This is a genomic window from Pseudomonas sp. PvP027, from assembly GCF_017833005.1.
GTDB classification, from domain to species: domain Bacteria; phylum Pseudomonadota; class Gammaproteobacteria; order Pseudomonadales; family Pseudomonadaceae; genus Aquipseudomonas; species Aquipseudomonas congelans.
The window spans coordinates 2901804-2922606 of the sequence record NZ_JAFIBK010000001.1 but is presented as its reverse complement, the minus strand read 5'-3'; the positions used below and the strand labels follow the sequence as shown (position 1 = coordinate 2922606).

General features: G+C 61.0%; 13 protein-coding genes. 5 read left to right on the top strand and 8 right to left on the bottom strand.

Going from position 1 to position 20803, the window contains the following annotated elements:
* Positions 1-158: 158 nt before the first annotated feature.
* Complete coding sequence (locus tag JOE33_RS12245; RefSeq protein WP_187625001.1) at positions 159-1523, top strand: formimidoylglutamate deiminase; 1365 nt, start codon at positions 159-161, stop codon at positions 1521-1523.
* 523 nt (positions 1524-2046) lie between these two features.
* On the opposite strand, the gene JOE33_RS12240 is transcribed toward JOE33_RS12245, so the two are convergent.
* The 7 genes from JOE33_RS12240 to JOE33_RS12210 all read right to left on the bottom strand — a co-directional run bounded on the left by JOE33_RS12240 (position 2047) and on the right by JOE33_RS12210 (position 11509).
* Positions 2047-2625, bottom strand: coding sequence for a lipocalin family protein (locus JOE33_RS12240; protein WP_010436016.1), 579 nt, complete (start codon positions 2623-2625; stop codon positions 2047-2049).
* A 3-nt stretch (positions 2626-2628) separates the two neighbouring features.
* Entirely contained in the window at positions 2629-2883 is a 255-nt protein-coding gene (bamE, locus tag JOE33_RS12235) for an outer membrane protein assembly factor BamE (RefSeq protein ID WP_003403102.1), read from the bottom strand.
* A 251-nt stretch (positions 2884-3134) separates the two neighbouring features.
* Positions 3135-4145, bottom strand: a complete 1011-nt coding sequence (locus tag JOE33_RS12230) for a class 1 fructose-bisphosphatase (protein ID WP_010436010.1) — start codon at positions 4143-4145, stop codon at positions 3135-3137.
* Between the two features lie 134 nt (positions 4146-4279).
* Positions 4280-5629: a DUF3999 domain-containing protein gene (locus JOE33_RS12225; protein ID WP_032613579.1), complete on the bottom strand. Its 1350-nt coding sequence runs from the start codon at positions 5627-5629 to the stop codon at positions 4280-4282.
* 26 nt (positions 5630-5655) lie between these two features.
* Positions 5656-8469, bottom strand: coding sequence for a DUF2339 domain-containing protein (locus JOE33_RS12220; RefSeq protein WP_187625002.1), 2814 nt, complete (start codon positions 8467-8469; stop codon positions 5656-5658).
* Between the two features lie 386 nt (positions 8470-8855).
* Positions 8856-11306 carry a glycogen/starch/alpha-glucan phosphorylase gene (locus JOE33_RS12215; protein ID WP_010435994.1) on the bottom strand — a complete coding sequence of 817 codons (2451 nt, stop codon included), beginning with the start codon at positions 11304-11306 and terminating at the stop codon, positions 8856-8858.
* A 65-nt stretch (positions 11307-11371) separates the two neighbouring features.
* On the bottom strand, positions 11372-11509 hold the full coding sequence (locus JOE33_RS12210) for a hypothetical protein (RefSeq protein WP_157769325.1): 138 nt from the start codon (positions 11507-11509) through the stop codon (positions 11372-11374).
* A gap of 77 nt (positions 11510-11586) precedes the next feature.
* Here JOE33_RS12210 and pip point away from each other — a divergent pair, with 77 nt between their 5' ends.
* The 4 genes from pip to mdoH all read left to right on the top strand — a co-directional run bounded on the left by pip (position 11587) and on the right by mdoH (position 17802).
* Positions 11587-12558, top strand: a complete 972-nt coding sequence (pip, locus tag JOE33_RS12205; RefSeq protein WP_187625003.1) for a prolyl aminopeptidase — start codon at positions 11587-11589, stop codon at positions 12556-12558.
* Positions 12559-12597: 39 nt separating this feature from the next.
* Positions 12598-13035, top strand: a complete 438-nt coding sequence (gene dtd / locus JOE33_RS12200) for a D-aminoacyl-tRNA deacylase (protein WP_010435991.1) — start codon at positions 12598-12600, stop codon at positions 13033-13035.
* A 263-nt stretch (positions 13036-13298) separates the two neighbouring features.
* Positions 13299-15227 carry a glucan biosynthesis protein G gene (locus tag JOE33_RS12195; RefSeq protein ID WP_209924075.1) on the top strand — a complete coding sequence of 643 codons (1929 nt, stop codon included), beginning with the start codon at positions 13299-13301 and terminating at the stop codon, positions 15225-15227.
* Entirely contained in the window at positions 15220-17802 is a 2583-nt protein-coding gene (mdoH, locus tag JOE33_RS12190) for a glucans biosynthesis glucosyltransferase MdoH (protein ID WP_025991069.1), read from the top strand. The genes JOE33_RS12195 and mdoH overlap by 8 nt, the downstream gene beginning before the upstream one ends.
* An 857-nt stretch (positions 17803-18659) precedes the next feature.
* Here mdoH and JOE33_RS12185 read toward each other — a convergent pair.
* Entirely contained in the window at positions 18660-20603 is a 1944-nt protein-coding gene (locus JOE33_RS12185; RefSeq protein WP_187625005.1) for a methyl-accepting chemotaxis protein, read from the bottom strand.
* Positions 20604-20803: the final 200 nt, after the last annotated feature.

The window sequence follows — 20803 nt, the reverse complement described above, 5'->3', positions numbered from 1 at the left end:
TCCTTGTTGTTCGAGACGGTGTTTTCGAGAGCATTCAGGCGCTGCAAAGCGCTCACGCTAACCATTAACCTGCGGCTCGGCAAGCGTGCAGAAGGTTTACCGGTCGCTTAAACGTCTGTATATGTATATACAAATTACAGTGATGAGGTGTGAAGTCAATGTCAGCCTTCTTTGCCGAGCGCGCGTTACTCTCCGACGGCTGGGCCAGCAACGTGCGTCTGGAGGTCAGCCAGGACGGCATTTTGACCCGCGTCGAGGCCGATGCCGATCAGCAGGGCGCCGAGAAAGTCGGCGGGCCTCTGCTGCCTGGCATGCCGAACCTGCACTCTCACGCCTTCCAGCGTGCAATGGCCGGGCTGGCGGAAGTGGCGGGCAACCCCAACGACAGTTTCTGGACCTGGCGCGACCTCATGTATCGCCTGGTAGGGCGCATCAGCCCGCAGCAGCTGGGCGTCATCGCTCGCCAGCTGTACATCGAGATGCTCAAGGGTGGCTACACCTCGGTTGCCGAATTTCATTACGTGCACCAGGACAGCGATGGCAAGCCTTATGCCGACCCTGCCGAGCTCGCTTTGCAGATCAGTCAGGCGGCCAGCTCGGTGGGTATCGGTCTGACCTTGCTGCCGGTGCTGTACAGCCATTCCGGCTTTGGCGGGCAGGCGCCCAACGAGGGCCAGCGGCGTTTTATCCACAGCACCGACAGCTATCTGGATGTGCAGGCTCGTCTGCGCCCGGTTCTGGCGGCTCAGCCCGCGCAGCAGCTGGGGCTGTGTTTTCACTCGCTGCGTGCTGTGACGCCGCAGCAGATCAGTGAGGTGCTGGCGGCCAGCGACCGGCAGTGTCCGGTGCACATTCATATCGCGGAGCAGCAGAAGGAAGTCGATGACTGCCTGAGCTGGAGCGGTCGACGCCCACTGCAGTGGCTGTACGAAAATGCCCCTGTGGATAACCGCTGGTGCCTGGTCCATGCGACCCATGCCGAGGCGGATGAAGTGGCCTTGATGGCGCAAAGCGGCGCAGTGGCCGGGCTGTGTCTGACCACTGAAGCCAACCTCGGCGACGGGATCTTTCCGGCGGTGGACTACATTGCTCAGGGTGGTCGCTGGGGGATCGGTTCGGACAGTCACGTCTCGCTCAGCGTGGTCGAAGAACTGCGCTGGCTGGAATACGGCCAGCGTCTGCGCGATCAGCGCCGCAACCGGCTGTATCGCAGCGATCAGCCCATGGTCGGCCGCACGCTATACGACGCTGCACTCGCCGGTGGCGCCCAGGCGCTCGGGCAGCAGATTGGCACGCTGCAAGTGGGGCAACGCGCCGACTGGCTGGTGCTGGATGGCAACGACCCGTACATCGCCACGGCCTCGGATGACGCCATCCTCAACCGCTGGCTGTTCGCCGGCAGCGACCGGCAGATCCGCGACGTGGCGGTCAACGGGCGATGGGTCATACGTGAAGGGCGACACGCCGCAGAAGAACAAAGCAACCGCGAATTCGCGCAGGTGTTGAGGGAGTTGCTGGGCTGATGCAAGAGAGGACGCAGAGCGTCCGGAATGGCATGCCCACGCGGAGCATGGGCACGAGAGTGTTCTTGCGGGCGCCTGTTCCAGCCCAGACACCTATCGTTCCTCACGCTCCAGCGTGGGAATGCCTTGGGTGACGCTCCGCGTCACAAATCTGCGCCGTCACGCCCTCTGAAGATTGGACGCAGAGCGTCCAGAACTGCATGCCCACGCGGAGCATGGGGACGATAGTGTTCTTGCGGGCGCCTGTTCCAGTCCAGACACCTATCGTTCCTCACGCTCCAGCGTGGGAACGCCTTGGGTGACGCTCCGCGTCACAAATCTGCGCCGTCACGCCCTCTGAAGATTGGACGCGGAGCGTCCGGAACGGCATGCCCACGCGGAGCATGGGCACGAGAGTGTTCTTGCGGGCGCCTGTTCCAGCCCAGACACCTATCGTTCCTCACGCTCCAGCGTGGGAATGCCTTGGGTGACGCTCCGCGTCACAAATCTTCGCCGCGCTGCACACTAAGATCTGTAAGCCTGCTTACTTCTCGCCCTGGCCGATCTTCGAGTCATCCTCGCGCCAGATCAGGCGTGAGGTGTCGTAGCCTTGCTGGCGGGCCTTGCTCAGCATGTCTTCCCTGACCGAGGCAGACACGGTCGGTGTACGCGACAACAGCCACAGGTATTTGCGATCCGGGTTGCCGACCACAGCGGTACGGTAGCCTTCGCTGACGTCCAGGATCCAGTAATCACCTTTGGCAACGCTCGGCAGCAGGCGTGAGAACCAGTTGTCGAACACGACCCACAGCTTGTCGGTCTTGCCCGGAACCTGCGGCGAGGCGGTCCCGGTGGCTTCTTCCCACTTGCCTTCAATCGTACGGCAGCGGTTGGTCACCGCGATGTTGCCGTCATCCTTGAGCGTGTAACGCGCCTCGGACTGAGCACACTTGCGCTGGAAGAACATCGGCAGCCGGGCGATCTCGTACCAGGTGCCCTGATACTGCTTGAGGTCAACGCTGTCGACAGTCTTTGGTTCGAGGTTGTCAGCCGAGTGGGCAAAACCAATGGCCAGGAAGCTGGCCATGACAAAAATTCCAAAACGTACCAGTACCTTGATCATGTTTTATTTCAGACCCTGACCCGAGAACAGTACAACCTTGTCCGCCGCATACTGCACGCTGATAAAGGTGTTCTGGTCGCCCCAGGTGCAGCTCGACATGCCCAGCGCACCGGAGCATTCGGTCGGGCTGCCGAGCAACGACTCGACTTGAGCCTTGGGCATGCCAGCGGACAGTTTGGAATAGTTTTCCTGAGTGATCTTGCTGCAGGCAGCCAGCAGGACGCAGAACGAGAGTAACGCGACAGAACGCAAGGACATGGATGTAGCTCCTGAACGGAAGGGGGTCGCGTCGCAGTGCAAGCCGGTGCAGTCTGGCGCTGGCGCAGTACCGCAAGCTTAGAAGAGAAAAAGGCAATCTGGTTCCCGGACGGCGCAAGGATTTGTGCCGTGGATCAGACAGTTAGCCCGCAGAAGGGGCTGGCGCAATGGCAGACTGCTCGCTTTTCCGAGCATTGGCTCACTCGGTGGTGATCGGGCATGGCCCCATCACCACCGGTGCAGAAGACGTCTTACGCCTTGTGATACGCGGTGGCGCGCTCGACTTCTTCCTTGGAACCCAGGTACACCGCGACGCGCTGGTGCAGGCCTTCGGGCTGAATGTCGAGAATGCGCTGGTGACCGTCAGTGGACGCGCCGCCAGCCTGTTCGACGAGGAAAGACATCGGGTTAGCTTCGTACATCAGGCGCAGCTTGCCCGGCTTGGAAGGCTCGCGGCTGTCGCGCGGGTACATGAACAGACCGCCACGGGTCAGGATACGGTGCACGTCGGCAACCATCGCCGCGACCCAGCGCATGTTGTAGTTCTTCTTCAGCGGACCTTCTTCACCGGCCAGCAGCTCGCTCACGTAGCGCTGTACCGGGGCTTCCCAGTGGCGCTGGTTGGACATGTTGACCGCGAATTCCTGAGTGGACTCCGGGATGGTGATGTCTTCGTGAGTCAGCACGAAGCTGCCCATCTCGCGGTCCAGAGTGAAGCCTTTCACGCCATCGCCCAGGGTCAGGACCAGCATGGTTTGCGGACCGTAGATGGCGTAACCGGCGGCGACCTGTTCGGTGCCTGGCTGCAGGAAGGCCTTTTCATTCAGCGCTTCGTTCTGGCTCAGGTATTCGTTCGGGCAGCGCAGTACCGAGAAGATCGTGCCGACCGGTGCGTTGATGTCGATGTTCGACGAGCCGTCCAGCGGGTCGAAAACCAGCAGGTACGCACCCTTCGGGTATTTGCCCGGGATCTGGTAGGCGTTGTCCATTTCTTCGGACGCCATGCCTGCCAGGTGACCGCCCCACTCGTTGGCTTCGAGCAGAATCTCGTTGGAGATCACATCGAGTTTTTTCTGCACTTCGCCCTGAACGTTTTCGGTGCCCATGCTGCCCAGTACGCCGCCCAGCGCGCCTTTGGAGACGGCGTGGCTGATTTCCTTACATGCGCGCGCCACAACTTCGATCAGGAAGCGCAGATCGGCAGGGGTGTTGTTGCTGCGAGTCTGCTCAATCAAGTAACGACTTAGTGTGACGCGGGACATGGATAGCTCCGAAAATAGGGGGTATGAAAACCCGCGCAGTTTAACGCGAGTGGCGACGTAATACTGCTATGAGACTGGCTTATGACTGTTTCAGTTCAGATGTCAGGCGAACCGTGCCTGACAGGCCGCCTGTTTCAGCGTTTTGCAGCGCGCAGCGTGCTGAACGCCATCCAGCCGAGGAACACCACGCCAAGCAGCAACACGGCCCATAGCCCCAGGCGTTTGAAGTCGGTGCCTTGTGACACGACCATCGGTGGCGCTGCCATGTTGGCCACGCTGGCCGTGGCTGGGCTCGCTGTGCCAAGGGTGGCGAGCTTTTCCGGACTCAGATCAGGAATCAGGGTGGCCAGCGACAGGTTTGCAGCCTTGACCGTCGGGTTGCCGATTGCCAGGGTGAATGGCCCGTTACCGCGTGCCAGGAACACCACCTCCGTGGCTGGCACGGCCACACTCAACTGCGGCGCTTCACCACCCAGTCCGCCGCCGCGATCATCCACCACCAGCTTGAGCTGCTGAACGATGCGCCCGGACAGTTGCAACTGGTCCTGCAAGACGTCGCTGTTGTTCTGCGACAACCGATACAGCAGGCCGCTGCTGATCGGCTGCCAGGGCTGCCCGGCATCGAGCCGGCCGTAGAGTGTCGCCGGTGCCAGGCTGTTGGGCTGGGTAATGTCGACCTTGACGCGGCCTATCGGCAAGCCGGTCGGCAGTTGCCAGACATACTCGTTGGGGCTTTCGACGCTGCCCTTGACCGGTGGCGACCAGGTCAGCGGCGTGGCTGGAGTGTCGCTGCTGGCACTCAGCAGGTGTGCGGAGATCAGCAGCGGCGCACTGTGCGGGGAGCGCCACAGCAGGCGCAGATAGCGGGCGCTCTGGCCGGGCAGGCCGACTTCACGCTGTTCGACCACTTCGTCGGCAAACGACAGCCGTGCAACCTGGCCTTCGCCCCAGTTGCGCCAGTGCTGCAGGTCGTCACTGGCTTCGATGCTGAAATTCTGGAAGCCCTCACGCTCGGTGCTCCAGTCGATGACCAACTGTTCCAGCGGCGCCTTGATTGCGCTGGTGTCCAGCAGCCAGCCGCGCAGCACTTCTTCGCCCGCTTCGATATCACTTTGTGGCTGGACCTCGATCACGCTGCCGTTGCTGGAGCGTTCGATACGGATGACCGGCGCGGCGTCGCCTGCCTCCTGGGTGCTGTACAGCGCGAACCAGTTGACCTCGATCGGCGCGGGCTCCTGTTCGGGCGCGGGCTGGCGCGGCCTGATCGAGTAAGCCTGCGGCTGGCCCTCGGCATTGAATACGCGTACATCGCTCAGATCGGTTTGCCGCGCATTCAACTGGACGGCAAGCGGCAACTCGATGCGATACCACGGCCCTTCGCCGCTCAGGCTCAAGGGCGTCTGGCTGGCAAAGTCCGCCGGTTTGTCCTGAGCGAGGGCGGTAATCGCCGTGCACAAGGCCAGGCCAAGCACGGCGATCTTCATGGCAGGATGACTCAAGAACGGTTTCCTCATAGCGTTTCCGGCGCGGCAGTCGAGCCTGGGCCGGGTTCTTCGCCGACCTCTGTGACAGAGAGTTTCGGCGGTAAGGGTGCGAAATATCCCACCACCAATAGCAAAATGCCAACACCGATGAACGAGACAATGCGCTCCATGCCGCCGCGATTGCTCAGCTCGACGAAGAACAGCTTGACCACCACCACCCCGATCAACGCTGCGCCGCCCAGCCACAGCTGGCGGTTGGAGCGCATGTGACCGCCGATCATCAAGGCCAGTGCCATCAGTGTCCAGACTATCGACAACCCGGCCTGGACGCGCATCGAGTCGAGCAGCGCCCCGGTGTTCCACGGTACATCAGCCCAATGATGCGCTGTGCGCATGACCATGGCCGTGACCAGCGCGAACAGGGACGCGCCAGCGACCAGCAAGACTGCGTTACCAAGGCGTACGACATGCCTGCGCAGCCACAGGCAGACACCTGCCAGTGACAATAGCAAACCGATTTCCAGCGGGTTGAGCAGCGGGATGTACGGCAGCGGATCCGCCGCGCCGTCGCTGAAGGTATTCGCCAGCCAGAACCACGCCAGCATCAACACTGCCAGCGGCGCAGCGGCACCGAGATGATAGGCCTCGGGGCAGGCTGTGACCGGCCACGGCCATTGCCGCGTCGAGCTCATCGCCAGCAGGAACAGGCTCGGCAGAATCGCCCAGCCCAGCCAGCGCCAGGCGTTGTAATGTTCGGACAGTTGCAGCAGGCCGAAGCGCAGTTCCAGTGCCAGTACGGTGATGATCAGCAGGCAGCCCACGGTGTGAGCGACGCGTCGGGCGAGGATGGATTGCATGCCGGTCAGATAGCGCAGGGTCAGCAGATGCACGGCGAACACCACCAACCAGGCCAGCCAGCCCAGGCGGCCTGCGGGATGGTTGTGCAGGTCCACCGAGATCATCAGCAAAACGGCGCTGAGTGGCGTCAGTACGCTGCACAGCGCGGCCAGATCCGGCCAGCGCAAACGGATGGCGATTGCGGCCCAGAGCGCCACGCTTAGTGCTAGGGCTAGCAAAAACGCTGCAGCCAGATAGGCCTCTGGCGCGTGCAGCATCACAGCGCTGGTCAGCGAGACCATCCACCAGAACGCGCCCCAGATGACCAGCAGCGTTCGAGCGGTGCGCTGATCGATGAGGCTCAGCGAATCGAGGCGGAACACGCACCAGGCACTGACCATGGCTGCGACCGCCAGGATCATCGGCGTCCAGTAATCATTGGCAAAGGCCTGCCCCGAGCTGTCGGTGCCGCCGCTGATCAGGATCGCGCTGGCGCCCAGTTGCAGCAGCAGGCCGAAAGCCTGTGCCAGCCTGCGCTGCTGACGCAGACCCAGCCAGAAAATCGCCGCGCCTTCCACGGCCCACGCGCTCGTCGTCCACTGCGAGCCCAGGCCCAAGGGAATTGCCAGCGTGGCAAATACCACGCCCAGCGCCAGGCAGGTTTCCATCAGCAAGACTGTTTGGCCTGGTGCACGTGCAGCCAGCCAGCGTGCCAGCCCCATGTAGATCAGGCCGAGCGCAAGCGCGCTGAACGCAGCGCCGAATTCCAGATGCTCGACCAGCGCATATTGCAGGCCGAACCCGACTATCGGCGTGCCAAGCAACAACGTGCCGTCGACGTAATCGCCTTGGCGCGCAGCCCAGCGCAGCAGGGATTCGCGAGTGTGGTCAGGCGGCGCGCTGTCCAGATCCAGCAGTTTGCGGCGGGCAAACAGCAGGCCGATCGCCAGATACATCAGGAAGAACACAACCAGAAAGGGCTCGGTGCTCCAGAACAAGGCGGGTGTGTAGGCCTGGAGTCCCCAGGCAAAGCCGATGCCGAAGGTGCCGAAGAAGCCGATCAGGTTGAGAATGCGCCAGGCCTTGAACCAGGCGATGGCGATGATGCCCGCATTGAGCAGCGCAAAGTAACTGAACAGCGAGATATGGCTGCCTTGTCCGGTCGAGGCCAGCAACGGCGCCGCGAAGCCGCCCAGCGCAGCGGCGCAGGCGAGTGCCAGTGAATTCTGCGTCAGCGCCAGGATGGCTGAAAAGCTGGTGATCGCCACCAGCAGCGCAAATCCCGGCGTCGGGTCCAGCAGGGTATGCAGTTTCATCGCGGCGAAGACGGTCAGGTACAGCACCCCCACGCCAGCGCCTTGCAGCATCAGGGCGTAAGGGCCGTTGCGCATCCGCAGCCACCAGCCCAGACCGAGCAGGGCCAGCGCACTGGCGGCGACTGCGGCGTAGCGCGCTTCAAGCGGCACGACCATGCCCTCGGTGGCATAGCGCAGCAAAAACGCCAGGCCGAGGAACAGCACCACGACACCCACGCGCAGCACTGTATTACCGCCCAGCAGCCAGTCTTTTGCGGCATTGATCGCGCTGTCCAGCAGATTGGGTTTTGCTGTCCTGGTTGGCTGGTGTATCTGCGGGGCGGGCTCGACAGGCGTTGCTGCCTGGGGCGCCTCGCCCGGCAGGTCCCAGATCAGTTCGGGGCCGTCGGTGGGTGCTTCGACAATGATCGCATCGAGGGGAAGCGGTGCAGGGTCCTGCGCAGGCGGCACGCCGGGCGCGGACTGACGTTCGAGTACACTGAGGCGCTGCTGAAGGAGATCGAGGGATTCGCGGGTGGCGAGCAGTTGCTGCAGCTGATCAGCGGATTGCCTGCCAAGCAGACGCACGCGAATGCCAGCCCAGAAAACCCAGCCCATGACGGCACCAATCAGCGTGCCTGCCCACTCGTCATAACTGAGCGAGTAGCCCAATACCGCACCGCCCACCACCAGACAAATCCAAAGCACGCGACGACATCCTTTTCGATGTGTGAAGGTTTATCAAGCGCAGTATATAGGGGCTGGCGGACATCGCTTGTAATGTTTTATGCAGGGGCAATGGGGCACTGGACGCCTGCCTCAGGGCTCACGAGGTTCAGGCGTGCTGAAGATGTGTGACGCAGAGCGTCACGAACTGCATGCCAACGCGGAGCATTGGCACGATAGTCGTGTGTCACTGGATGCCTGTCGTTCCTTACGCTCCAGCATGGGAATGCCTTGGGTGACGCTCTGCGTCACAGATATGCGCCGCACCGCGCATTTCAGATCGCACGCGGTACGTCCAGAACTGCGTTACCACGCCGGAGCGTGGTAACGAGAGCCACAGGGTTTGTGAGTATGTTCAGGCCCTGAGGTCAGTCCAGCGCCTTCCAGATGTCTCCGGCGTACTCGCGGATGGTCCGGTCCGAGGAGAACCAGCCCATGCGTGCGGTATTGAGGACCGCCGAGCGCCACCATTCCTTCGAGTCGTGCCAGCGCTCTTCGACCTTGGCCTGGGCCGCCCAGTACGAGTCGAAGTCAGCGCAGACCAGGAAGCGGTCATACGCCAGCAACTGATCGATCAGGCCCACATAACGGTTCGGATCATCCGGCGAGAACACACCGCCACGGATCGCCTGCAGCACATCGTTCAAACGTCCGGAGGCGGCCACGTCGTCATGCGCGCTGAACTCACCTGCCTGCTTGCGGGCTTCGACCTGTTGCGAAGACATGCCGAAGATGAACATGTGCTCAAGCCCGACCTGCTCGCTCATTTCCACGTTGGCACCGTCCAGCGTACCGATGGTCAGTGCGCCGTTGAGGCCGAACTTCATGTTGCTGGTGCCGGATGCCTCCAGGCCTGCGGTGGAAATCTGCTCGGACAGGTCGGCCGCCGGAATGATGCTCTCCGCCAGGCTGACGTTGTAGTTGGGCATGAACACCACTTTCAGCAGACCGCGTACGGTCGGATCGTTGTTCACGGTCCGCGCGATGTCGTTGGTCAGCTTGATGATCAGTTTGGCCGAGTGATAGCTGGCCGCCGCCTTGCCGGCGAAGATCTTCACCCGTGGCACCCAATCGGTACCTGGCTCGGCCCGAATGGCCTGATACAGGGCGACGGTGTGGAACAGGTTCAGCAACTGGCGCTTGTATTCGTGAATTCGCTTGACCTGCACGTCGAACATCGCGGCAGGGTTGACGGCAATGCCCAGGCGCTCGTGAATGATCGCCGCCAGCGCGCGCTTGCTGTGCAGGCGTTGATCGGCCATCTGCTTGCGGAACGACGATTTCTCGGCGAACGGCTCGAGCTCTTTTAGGCGCGTCTCGGCGTTGTCCAGAACATCCTCGCCAAGCGACTCGACAAGCATCTCGGTCAGCTTCGGGTTGGCCTGGAACAGCCAGCGGCGGAAGGTGATGCCGTTGGTCTTGTTGTTGATCCGCTCCGGATAGATCTTGTGCAGCTCGGCGAACACTGTCTTGCGCATCAGTTGGGTGTGCAGCGCCGAAACGCCGTTCACGCTGTGCGAGCCGAGGAATGCCAGGTTGCCCATGCGTACCCGGCGACCGTTGTCTTCTTCGATCAGCGATACGGCACGCAGCACGTTGACGTCGTCGACGCCTTTGGCGCGCAGTGTGTCGATGTGCTGTGCGTTGATCAGGTAGATGATCTGCATGTGGCGCGGCAGCATCCGCTCCATCAGGCCGACCGACCAGGTTTCCAGTGCTTCAGGCAGCAGAGTGTGGTTGGTGTAGCCGAGGGTGCCGACGGTGATTTTCCAGGCGGTGTCCCACGGGATGTTGTGGTTGTCGATCAACTGACGCATCAGCTCGGCCACGGCGATCGAGGGGTGCGTATCGTTCATCTGAATCGCCGCGTGCTCGGACAGGTCCGTCAGCGTGGCGTGCTGGTTCAGATGGCGGCGCAGCAAGTCCTGCAGCGACGCGGAAACGAAAAAGTATTCCTGACGCAGGCGCAGTTCCTGACCTGCTTCGGTCGCATCGTTCGGGTAAAGCACGCGGGAAATACTTTCTGCGCGCACCACTTCGGCAACGGCGCCGAAGTGATCGCCGGCATTGAAGCGTTCCAGGTGCAGGTCTTCTACTGCACGGGCGCGCCACAAGCGTAGCGTGTTGACGCTCTTGCCGCGCCAGCCGACTACCGGGGTGTCATAGGCGATGGCCCGAACGGTCTCGCCCGGACGCCACACCTGGCGCGAGTCGCCGGCTTCGGTCGGGACGGTGTCGACACTGCCGCCGAAGCCGATGGAGTACACCACCTCAGGGCGTTCGAATTCCCATGGGTTACCGAAGTCCAGCCAGTTCTCGGTCTGCTCCTGCTGCCAGCCATCGACGATGCCCTGACGAAACAGGCCGTGCTCGTAACGAATGCCGTAACCGTGACCCGCGATGCCCAGAGTAGACATGCTTTCCATGAAGCACGCGGCCAAGCGACCCAGACCGCCGTTACCCAGCGCCGCATCCGGCTCAAGCAGGCGGATACGCTCGATGTCCACGCCCAGCTCGGTCAGCGCCTCGCGAGCGACTTCGAGCAGGCCGAGGTTGCTGAGGCTGTCGTACAGCAGCCTGCCTATCAGGAATTCGAGAGACAGGTAGTAAACGCGCTTCTGAACCTTGCGATAGATCTGCCGCGTATGGTCCATCCAGTGTTCGACCATGTGGTCGCGGGCGGCAAGGGCAACAGCTTCAAACCAGTCATGCTCAAACGCATGGTCGGGGTCCTTGCCCACCGAATAGGTGAGTTTGGCGAGCACAGCGGCGCGGAAAGCGGCCACATCAGCGTCACGAACAAGTGGTTCCTGAGACATCGGTAAAACCTCAAGTAGTCTGACGAATGGAAAACGGGATTCTTAGACTGTAGGCGTGTCGTCAATTATTTCCTGAAAAAAAGAGAAATAATTGCCGGTGCAGCTCTCGCTTCGACCCAGCGCAACAGCTCTGGTTCGCGGACCGTTGAAATTGGCAAAACGCTTGCATCGTTCGTTCCATCCTGATCAATGACGTGCAGCATGCTGATTCTTCGTTTCGGGTTTATGATGCCCCACGGCAGAATGATAGAAGCCTCTGAACTGGACTTATGGAGCACTTATGCAGACTTTGTACCCGCAGATCAAACCCTACGCCCGGCACGATCTGGCCGTGGAACAACCGCATGTGCTTTACGTCGATGAAAGTGGCTCGCCAGAAGGATTGCCGGTGGTGTTCATCCACGGCGGCCCGGGATCGGGATGCGATGCGCACAGTCGCTGCTATTTCGATCCCAACCTGTATCGCATCGTCACGTTCGACCAGCGCGGCTGCGGGCGTTCCACACCGCACGCGAGCCTTGAAAACAACACCACCTGGAAACTGGTGGAAGACCTTGAAGCGATTCGCGAGCACCTCGGGATCGACAAATGGGTGTTGTTCGGCGGTTCGTGGGGGTCGACCCTCGCCCTGGCCTATGCACAGACCCATCCCGATCGCGTGCACGCACTGATCCTGCGTGGCGTATTCCTGGCCCGTCAGCAGGAAATCGACTGGTTCTATCAGGCGGGCGCCAGCCGACTGTTCCCGGACTATTGGCAGGATTATGTCGCGCCGATCCCGCTGGACGAGCGTGACAACATTCTGGCCGCCTTCCACAAGCGGCTCACCGGTCCGGATCAGATCGCCCAGATGCACGCCGCCAAGGCCTGGTCGACCTGGGAAGGGCGTTGTGCAACCTTGCGCCCCAATCCACAAGTGGTCGATCGCTTCGCCGAGCCGCACCGTGCGCTGTCTATCGCGCGTATCGAATGCCATTACTTCATGAACAACGCCTTTCTGGAAGACAACCAGCTGATTCGCAACATGCCGAAGATCGCGCACCTGCCGGCAATCATCGTCCACGGTCGTTACGATGTCATCTGTCCGCTGGATAATGCGTGGGAGCTGCACCAGAACTGGCCTGGCAGTGAGCTGCAGGTGATTCGCGAGGCCGGACATTCGGCAGCCGAACCGGGTATCGCCGACGCGCTGGTGCGGGCTGCTGCAGAAGTTGCGCGCAACCTGCTCGACCTGCCGCCCGAAGAGGCGTGACAGTCATTCGGTATTGGTTTTGAAACCGGAAAGGCATCTATGAAAGGTTTGTTGCAGCGCGTGCGGAATGCGCGCGTCGAGGTGGGCACCGAGGTTGTCGGTGCTATTGAACAGGGCATATTGGTATTGGTGGGAATAGAACCTCAAGACACCCGCGCCAGTGCCGATAAGTTGCTGCACAAGTTGCTCAATTATCGAGTGTTCAGCGATGCCGAGGGCAAGATGAATCTGTCTTTGCGCGAGGTGGGGGGCGGCTTGTTGCTGGTTTCCCAGTTCACGCTGGCTGCGGACACCAAAAGCGGGTTGCGTGCGGGCTTTTCTAAAGCCGCACCTCCAGCGCTGGGTGCCGAGCTGTTCGACTATCTGTTGAGTCAGGCCAGAATCGCGCATCCCACGGTAGCTGCGGGCCAGTTTGGTGCAGACATGCAGGTGCACCTGATAAATGATGGCCCGGTGACATTTTTGTTTGATACATAAGCTACGATTTCATGTTGTTCCCCTGAATTCATCTGTCTTGCGGGGATAAATTTCTTTGTCATACCTGATGCGTTGTGGCGCGCGCTACTGGATAATCGCGCGCTACTGGGATCGACACTGTTGGTCCATTTGGTATGACAAAAGCGGTTCTGACACCTGGTTGGGGAATCATTAAGCCCATTCGGAGTCGGAACAATGCTCGCCAACCCGGCATTGATAGCTGGCCGTTGGTTTTTTCATCTGTTTTTCGGCGAGGGTTGCTCGTGATTGTTAGTCCCTGTGATGCTCCAAAGACACCTGTCAAGCGGTTGCGTAGTGCACTTCTGGCAAGCTCGGCCCTTGTATGCCTGTTCAGTGCAGGTCAGCTATGGGCGTTCAACCTTGATGATGTAGCGGCGAAGGCCAAAGAAATGGCCGGGCAGAAGTTCGAGGCTCCGAGGAGCAATCTGCCGAACGAGCTGCGCGACATGAAGTTCGCCGATTATCAGAAGATCCGCTTCCGTGATGACAAGGCCGAATGGGCGGGTGAAAAGACTCCGTTCAAAGTGTCTTTCTACCACCAGGGCATGCACTTCGATACACCGGTCAAGATCAACGAAGTGACCGCGACCAGCGTCGACGAGATCAAGTACGACCCGAATCGTTTTGATTTCGGCGATCTGAAGATCGACCCGAAATCCACCGAGAAACTGGGTTATGCCGGTTTCCGTGTCCTGTATCCGATCAACAAGGATGACAAGCAGGACGAAATCATGACCATGCTGGGCGCGAGCTACTTCCGCGTGATCGGCAAGGGTCAGGTTTATGGCCTTTCCGCGCGCGGCATGGCGATCGACACTGCATCGCCGTCCGGTGAAGAATTTCCGCGCTTCAAGGAATTCTGGATCGAGAAGCCAGGCCCGGATGACAACCATCTGGTGATCTTCGCACTGCTCGACTCGCCGCGTGCCACCGGTGCCTATCAGCTGACCCTGCGTCCGGGTACCAACACCCTGGTTGACGTGAAGTCGCGCATGTTCCTGCGTGACAAGGTCAACAAGCTGGGCGTTGCTCCTCTGACCAGCATGTTCCTGTTCGGCGCCAACCAGCCTTCGCGTGTGCCTAACTACCGTCGCGAACTGCACGATTCCAGCGGTCTGTCGATTCAGGCAGCCAATGGTGAGTGGCTGTGGCGTCCGCTGAACAACCCTAAACATCTGTCCATCAGCAGCTTCTCGGTCGAGAACCCGCGTGGTTTCGGTCTGCTGCAACGTGGCCGCGACTTCAGCCAGTACGAAGACCTGGATGACCGTTACGACAAGCGCCCAAGTGCCTGGATCGAGCCGAAGGGCGATTGGGGTAAAGGGACTGTCGAGCTGGTCGAAATTCCGACTGCCGACGAGACCAACGACAACATCGTGGCCTACTGGAAGCCTGAAACGCTGGCAGAGCCTGGCCAGGAGATGGCGTTCGACTACCGTCTGCACTGGACCATGCAGGAAAACTCGATTCACTCGCCGGATCTGGGCTGGGTCAAACAGACTCAACGCTCCATCGGTGACGTGCGTCAGTCCAACCTGATCCGTCAGCCGGACGGCAGCCTTGCCTTCCTGGTCGACTTCGTGGGCCCGGTTCTGGCCGCACTGCCGGAAGACAAGACCATTCGCAGCCAGGTGACCACTGACGACAACGTCGAGCTGGTGGAAAACAACCTGCGCTACAACCCGGTCACCAAAGGCTACCGCCTGACCCTGCGGGTGAAGGTCAAGGACTCCAGCAAGCCGACCGAAATGCGTGCCTACCTGTTGCGTGAAATCCCTGCCGAACCGGGCAAGGAACCTGCGCTGCTTGTGGCTGACAAAGCCGAAGAGAAAAAGGCCGCTGCCAAGGAAGCTGCCAAGCCGACAGTTGCCAAGGAGTCCGCCAACGACCAGGTAGAAATCGCCAAGTCCGACGCGCCGAAGCCGGAAGCTGTCAAGCCGGAGACCGCCAAGCCTGAAGCTGGCAAGGCCGACGCAGCAAAAGGCAAAGGCGAAGTCGCCAAGGCCGATGCAGGCAAAGCCGACGCATCCAAGGCTGACGTAGCCAAGGACAAGGACGGTAAGGAAATTCAGCAGCCTGAAACCGAGGCAGCACCCACCCATCCGGAACCGGCCAAGACGTTGCAAGTCATGACCGAGACCTGGAGCTATCAGTTGCCGAGCGATGAGTAATTCTCTACCGGTGCCAATGTCTCTGAACGAGTACCTGGCGCATTTACCGATGAGCGACGAGCAGCGGGCAGAACTTGCCGGCTGCACGACCTTCGCCGAGTTGCATGAGCGACTGTCCGCGCAGCCGGTCAATGACCCTGCCGAGGCCGCTCAGGCTTCGGTGGGTCGTCGTCTGACGCTGACCACCGCAGATCAGCTGGAGGACGCCGAGATGCTCGGCGTCGACGCCAGTGGTCGCCTGTGCCTGAAGGCTACACCGCCGATTCGCCGGACCAAGGTCGTGCCAGAGCCATGGCGCACCAACATTCTGGTGCGCGGCTGGCGTCGCCTGACCGGCAAGGGCAACCCGCCCAAGCCCGAGCATGATGATCTGCCGCGTGATCTGCCGAAGGCGCGCTGGCGCACCGTCGGTTCGATCCGTCGCTACATCCTGCTGATCCTCATGCTGGGTCAGACGATCGTGGCTGGCTGGTACATGAAGGGTATCCTGCCGTATCAGGGCTGGTCGCTGGTTTCGCTCGACGAAATCACCCGTCAGACCTTTGTGCAGACCGCCTTGCAGGTCATGCCTTATGCCTTGCAGACCAGTATTCTGTTGCTGTTCGGGATTCTGTTCTGCTGGGTATCGGCCGGTTTCTGGACCGCGCTGATGGGCTTCCTGGAGCTGCTCACCGGTCGTGACAAATACCGCATCTCGGGTGCCAGTGCTGGCAATGAGCCGATCGAAAAGGGCGCACGTACTGCGTTGGTCATGCCGATCTGCAACGAGGACGTGCCCCGGGTTTTCGCCGGTCTGCGCGCCACGTTCGAGTCGGTAGCTGCCACGGGTGACCTGGATCGTTTCGATTTCTTCGTGCTCAGTGACACCAACGAAACCGACATCGCTGTTGCCGAGCAACAGGCGTGGCTGGACGTGTGCCGCGAGACCAAAGGCTTCGGCAAGATCTTCTATCGTCGCCGTCGCCGTCGCGTAAAACGCAAAAGCGGCAACCTCGACGACTTCTGCCGGCGCTGGGGCGGTGACTACCGCTACATGGTCGTGCTGGACGCCGACAGCGTCATGAGCGGTGAGTGTCTGACCAGTCTGGTTCGCCTGATGGAAGCCACGCCGGACGCCGGTATCATCCAGACCGCGCCACGTGCGTCGGGCATGGACACGCTGTATGCACGCATGCAGCAGTTCGCTACCCGGGTCTATGGTCCGCTGTTCACCGCCGGTCTGCACTTCTGGCAGCTGGGTGAATCCCACTACTGGGGTCACAACGCGATCATCCGCATGAAGCCTTTCATCGAGCACTGCGCCCTGGCGCCGTTGCCCGGCAAAGGCGCGTTCGCCGGTGCGATTCTCTCCCATGACTTCGTCGAAGCTGCGCTGATGCGCCGTGCCGGCTGGGGCGTGTGGATTGCCTACGACCTGCCAGGCAGCTATGAAGAGTTGCCGCCCAACCTGCTCGACGAACTCAAGCGTGACCGCCGCTGGTGCCACGGCAACCTGATGAACTTCAGGCTGTTCCTGGTCAAGGGCATGCACCCGGTTCACCGTGCGGTGTTCCTGACCGGTGTGATGTCTTACCTGTCGGCGCCGTTGTGGTTCTTCTTCCTCGTGCTGTCCACGGCCTTGCTGGCAGTGAACACGCTGATGGAGCCGACCTACTTCCTTGAACCGCGCCAGCTGTATCCGCTGTGGCCACAATGGCACCCGGAAAAAGCCGTTGCGTTGTTCTCGACCACCATCGTCCTGCTGTTCCTGCCTAAACTGCTCAGCGTCATTCTGATCTGGGCCAAGGGCGCGAAAGGCTTCGGTGGCAAGTTCAAGGTCACCGTTTCGATGCTGCTGGAAATGCTCTTCTCGGTGCTGCTGGCTCCGGTGCGCATGCTGTTCCACACACGCTTCGTACTGGCCGCTTTCCTGGGCTGGGCCGCGACCTGGAACTCGCCGCAACGCGACGATGACTCCACGCCGTGGATCGAGGCTGTGAAGCGCCACGGTCCGCAAACCCTGTTGGGCGCGTGCTGGGCATTGCTGGTGTTCTGGTTGAACCCGAGCTTCCTGTGGTGGCTTGCACCGATCGTGGTGTCGTTGATGCTGTCGATTCCGGTGTCGGTGATTTCCAGCCGTACCAATCTGGGCGTCAAGGCGCGTGACGAGAAGTTCTTCCTGATTCCTGAAGAGTTCGAGCCGCCGCAAGAGCTGATCTCGACGGATCAGTACACCTACGAGAACCGCTGGCATGCCCTGAAACAGGGCTTCATCCGGGCTGTGGTCGACCCTCGACAGAACGCCTTGGCCTGCGCCCTTGCCACGTCGCGTCACCGTCAGGCTCAGCCGATTGAAGTGGTGCGTATGGAGCGTGTCGATCAGGCACTCAAGGTCGGTCCGGCAAAACTCGGCAATCAGGAACGCCTGATGCTGCTGAGCGACCCGGTTGCCCTTGGCCGCTTGCATGAGCGTGTCTGGAGCGAAGGTCACGAAGAGTGGCTGGCCGCGTGGAGAGCTTCCATCGAAGCTGACCCACATGCGCCCTTGCTGCCTTTGCAGCCTGTAGGTAAAACGTCGGAGCCGGTCCAGGTCTAAGACCTTCCGGCTACGAAAAGAGCCCCTGACGTCTATGGCGTCAGGGGCTTTTTTATTGGGCTTCATGGCGCATCAGTACAAGGGCGAATGTGCAAGCCGGTATCTCCAGAACACCGCTCCTTCCCGTGGGAATGCAGTTCACGACGCTCTGCGTCGAAAGAGGACGCGGAGCGTCCAGACCGGCATGCCCACGCGGAGCATGGGCACGATGGTGTTCTGCGGGCCACCTGCGGAAACGGGGGATCTCCAGAACACCGCTCGTTCCGCACGCTCCAGCGTGGGAATGCAGTTCACGACGCTCTGCGTCGAAAGAGGGTGCGGAGCGTCCAGACCGGCATGCCCACGCGGAGCATGGGCACGATGGTGTTTTGCGGGCCACCTGCGGAAACGGTGGATCTCCAGAACACCGCTCGTTCCGCACGCTCCAGCGTGGGAATGCAGTTCACGACGCTCTGCGTCGAAAGAGGGCGCGGAGCGTCCAGACCGGCATGCCCACGCGGAGCATGGGCACGATGGTGTTCTGCGGGCCACCTGCGGAAACGGTGGATCTCCAGAACACCGCTCGTTCCGCACGCTCCAGCGTGGGAATGCAGTTCACGACGCTCTGCGTCGAAAGAGGGTGCGGAGCGTCCAGACCGGCATGCCCACGCGGAGCATGGGCACGATGGTGTTCTGCGGGCCACCTGCGGAAACGGGGGATCTCCAGAACACCACTCGTTCCGCACGCTCCAGCGTGGGAATGCAGTTCACGACGCTCTGCGTCGAAAGAGGGCGCGGAGCGTCCAGACCGGCATGCCCACGCTGGAACATGGGCACGATGACGTTCTCCGGACGTCTACGGGCCTGATGTTATGGATTCAACCCACCCTGAATTTCCCCACCAGTGTCTGCAGGTGCGTTCCCAGCCTCGCGAGTTCGACGCTGGAGGCGGCGGTTTGCTCGCTGGCTGCAGCGGTCTGTTCGGAGATGTCACGCACGCTGATGACGTTACGGTTGATCTGTTCGGCGACCACGCTCTGTTCCTCGCTGGCGGTAGCGATCTGTTCGTTCATGTGCTGGATCGTCGCCACGGTCCGGGTGATCTGCTCCAGTGCGCCTCCCGCGCGGCGGCTCAGTTCGACCGTGTTGTCAGTCAGGGTACGGCTGCTATCCAGGGTGGCTGCGACCTGTTGTGTCCCGGTTTGCAGGGCGGCGATCAGCTCTTCGATTTCCTCGGTGGACTTTTGCGTGCGTTGCGCCAGACCCCGAACTTCATCGGCAACCACCGCGAAGCCGCGTCCGGCCTCTCCGGCGCGTGCTGCCTCAATGGCCGCATTGAGCGCCAGCAGGTTGGTTTGCTGGGAAACGGACTTGATCACATCAAGAACGCCGACGATCTTGTTGCTTTCCTGCTTGAGCGCATTCATCGACTGGGTAGAGTTCAGGACTTCGCGGGCCAGTTGTTCGATCTGAATGATTGCCTGCCCGACCACTTCATCGCCGCTGCGCGCCTGTTGATCTGCCTGCAAGGCCGCCTGGGAAGCCGCTTGCGCATTGCGAGCGACCTCTTGCACCGTCGCGGCCATTTCATTCATGGCCGTGGCCACTTGGTCAGTTTCGTCTTTTTGGCTGTTGACCCCGGTGCAGGTCTGCTTGGTCACTGCCGAGAGCTGCTCGGCCGCGCTGGCGATCTGTGATATCCCCTCGCTTATGCCGCCCACCAGTTGACGCAGGCTGACGGTCATGGTCTGCATGCTGCCTTGCAACTGCCCCATCTCGTCACGCCGCGTGACCGGTATGTCATGGCTCAGATCCCCCTGAGCAATGCGTGCTGCGCTGCTCAGTGTCTGCTGCAAGGGCACGGTGATCTGCCGGGTCATGATCCAGGCAGCCAGCAACCCGAACAGTAACGCCAGGCCTGCCACACTGCCCAGCATGGCGCTGGAGTTGGCTGCCTCGCTGTCACGCTGGGCGTTCTGCAGGCGATTCAACGCAGCGACGGAGTCCAGCAGCGTTGCGCCAAGACCTTCCATGATTTCCTGATCCGCTTCGGACTTGGTCTGTATCTGCTTGAACTCGCCAAGTCGTTCCCGATAACTCTGCAGAGCAGCGGTGGCCGGTGTCAGGCCCTGAAAGCTTTCGCCGTCCTGGTCCTGAGCGATCTGCCCGATTTCCTTGAGCGCTTCGTCGATGGCTGCAATGGCTGCGCTTTCATCCGCGTCCTTAGTGGTGAAGGTATACGTCTGCACCTGATAACGAGCGGTCTGGACCTGCTGCCTCAGTTGGGAAATATTGGTGAACTCCTCCATCCGCTCGCTGCTGTCCTGTTCCTGGCTGACACTCTTGAGCACCTCTACCTCAACCTGCGCGATGGCTTGCAGGGCTTGTTCGGACGTCTGCTCCAGGCGCGTCCGGATCTGGTCGCGCGTTTGTCTGTTGCTGCGAACGTTGGCGAAGACCTTTTCGATCCTGTTGAGCGTCTCGAACTGCCCGTTGAGCAGTGTGACGGTTGCCTGCTCATCACTCAGCCTGTGCAGCCGGGTGAGCTGGGTTTTCATTTCGTTTAGTTTTTCGGTCACCAGCGCTGTGCTCTGCGCGGTATTTTCGACGCGGTCGGTGATTCGCTCGGCACGCAGGTCTTTGGTCAGGCCGTTGAGCTGGGCGATGTCCGAGAGCGACTCCGAGCGGTCGATCATGGTGTTCAGGCCATGCCAGCCTGTCAGTGCGATGATAAGCGTCAATAACAGCACCAGGCCGAAGCCCAGGGAAAGTTTGACCCTGACGTTCATATTGCCGAGCGCTTGATTGGTCAGTCGGAACATTGGAATCTCCTGCAATGAGCGAACAAAAGCACGCTCCAGCCAGCCGGGACGTGCGTTGTGAGCGCATCGGCGTGGCGATTCATTGCGTGACCTGAGAAGGTCGTAGGAGATTTCCGAGCACCAAGGAGGGGTGAAAGGTGTCACATTTTGTCGAAAGAAATGGCCCGCGCCGTTTACTCGCGCGGGCTTTGTCCTGACAG

What these genes read in the sequence shown, in the direction of transcription:
- JOE33_RS12245 (WP_187625001.1), top strand. Translation starts at nt 159, where the DNA reads ATGTCAGCCTTCTTTGCCGAGCGCGCGTTACTCTCCGACGGCTGGGCC.
- JOE33_RS12240 (WP_010436016.1), bottom strand. Translation starts at nt 2,625, where the DNA reads ATGATCAAGGTACTGGTACGTTTTGGAATTTTTGTCATGGCCAGCTTC.
- bamE (WP_003403102.1), bottom strand. Translation starts at nt 2,883, where the DNA reads ATGTCCTTGCGTTCTGTCGCGTTACTCTCGTTCTGCGTCCTGCTGGCT.
- JOE33_RS12230 (WP_010436010.1), bottom strand. Translation starts at nt 4,145, where the DNA reads ATGTCCCGCGTCACACTAAGTCGTTACTTGATTGAGCAGACTCGCAGC.
- JOE33_RS12225 (WP_032613579.1), bottom strand. Translation starts at nt 5,629, where the DNA reads ATGAAGATCGCCGTGCTTGGCCTGGCCTTGTGCACGGCGATTACCGCC.
- JOE33_RS12215 (WP_010435994.1), bottom strand. Translation starts at nt 11,306, where the DNA reads ATGTCTCAGGAACCACTTGTTCGTGACGCTGATGTGGCCGCTTTCCGC.
- JOE33_RS12210 (WP_157769325.1), bottom strand. Translation starts at nt 11,509, where the DNA reads ATGCTGCACGTCATTGATCAGGATGGAACGAACGATGCAAGCGTTTTG.
- pip (WP_187625003.1), top strand. Translation starts at nt 11,587, where the DNA reads ATGCAGACTTTGTACCCGCAGATCAAACCCTACGCCCGGCACGATCTG.
- dtd (WP_010435991.1), top strand. Translation starts at nt 12,598, where the DNA reads ATGAAAGGTTTGTTGCAGCGCGTGCGGAATGCGCGCGTCGAGGTGGGC.
- mdoH (WP_025991069.1), top strand. Translation starts at nt 15,220, where the DNA reads ATGAGTAATTCTCTACCGGTGCCAATGTCTCTGAACGAGTACCTGGCG.
- JOE33_RS12185 (WP_187625005.1), bottom strand. Translation starts at nt 20,603, where the DNA reads ATGTTCCGACTGACCAATCAAGCGCTCGGCAATATGAACGTCAGGGTC.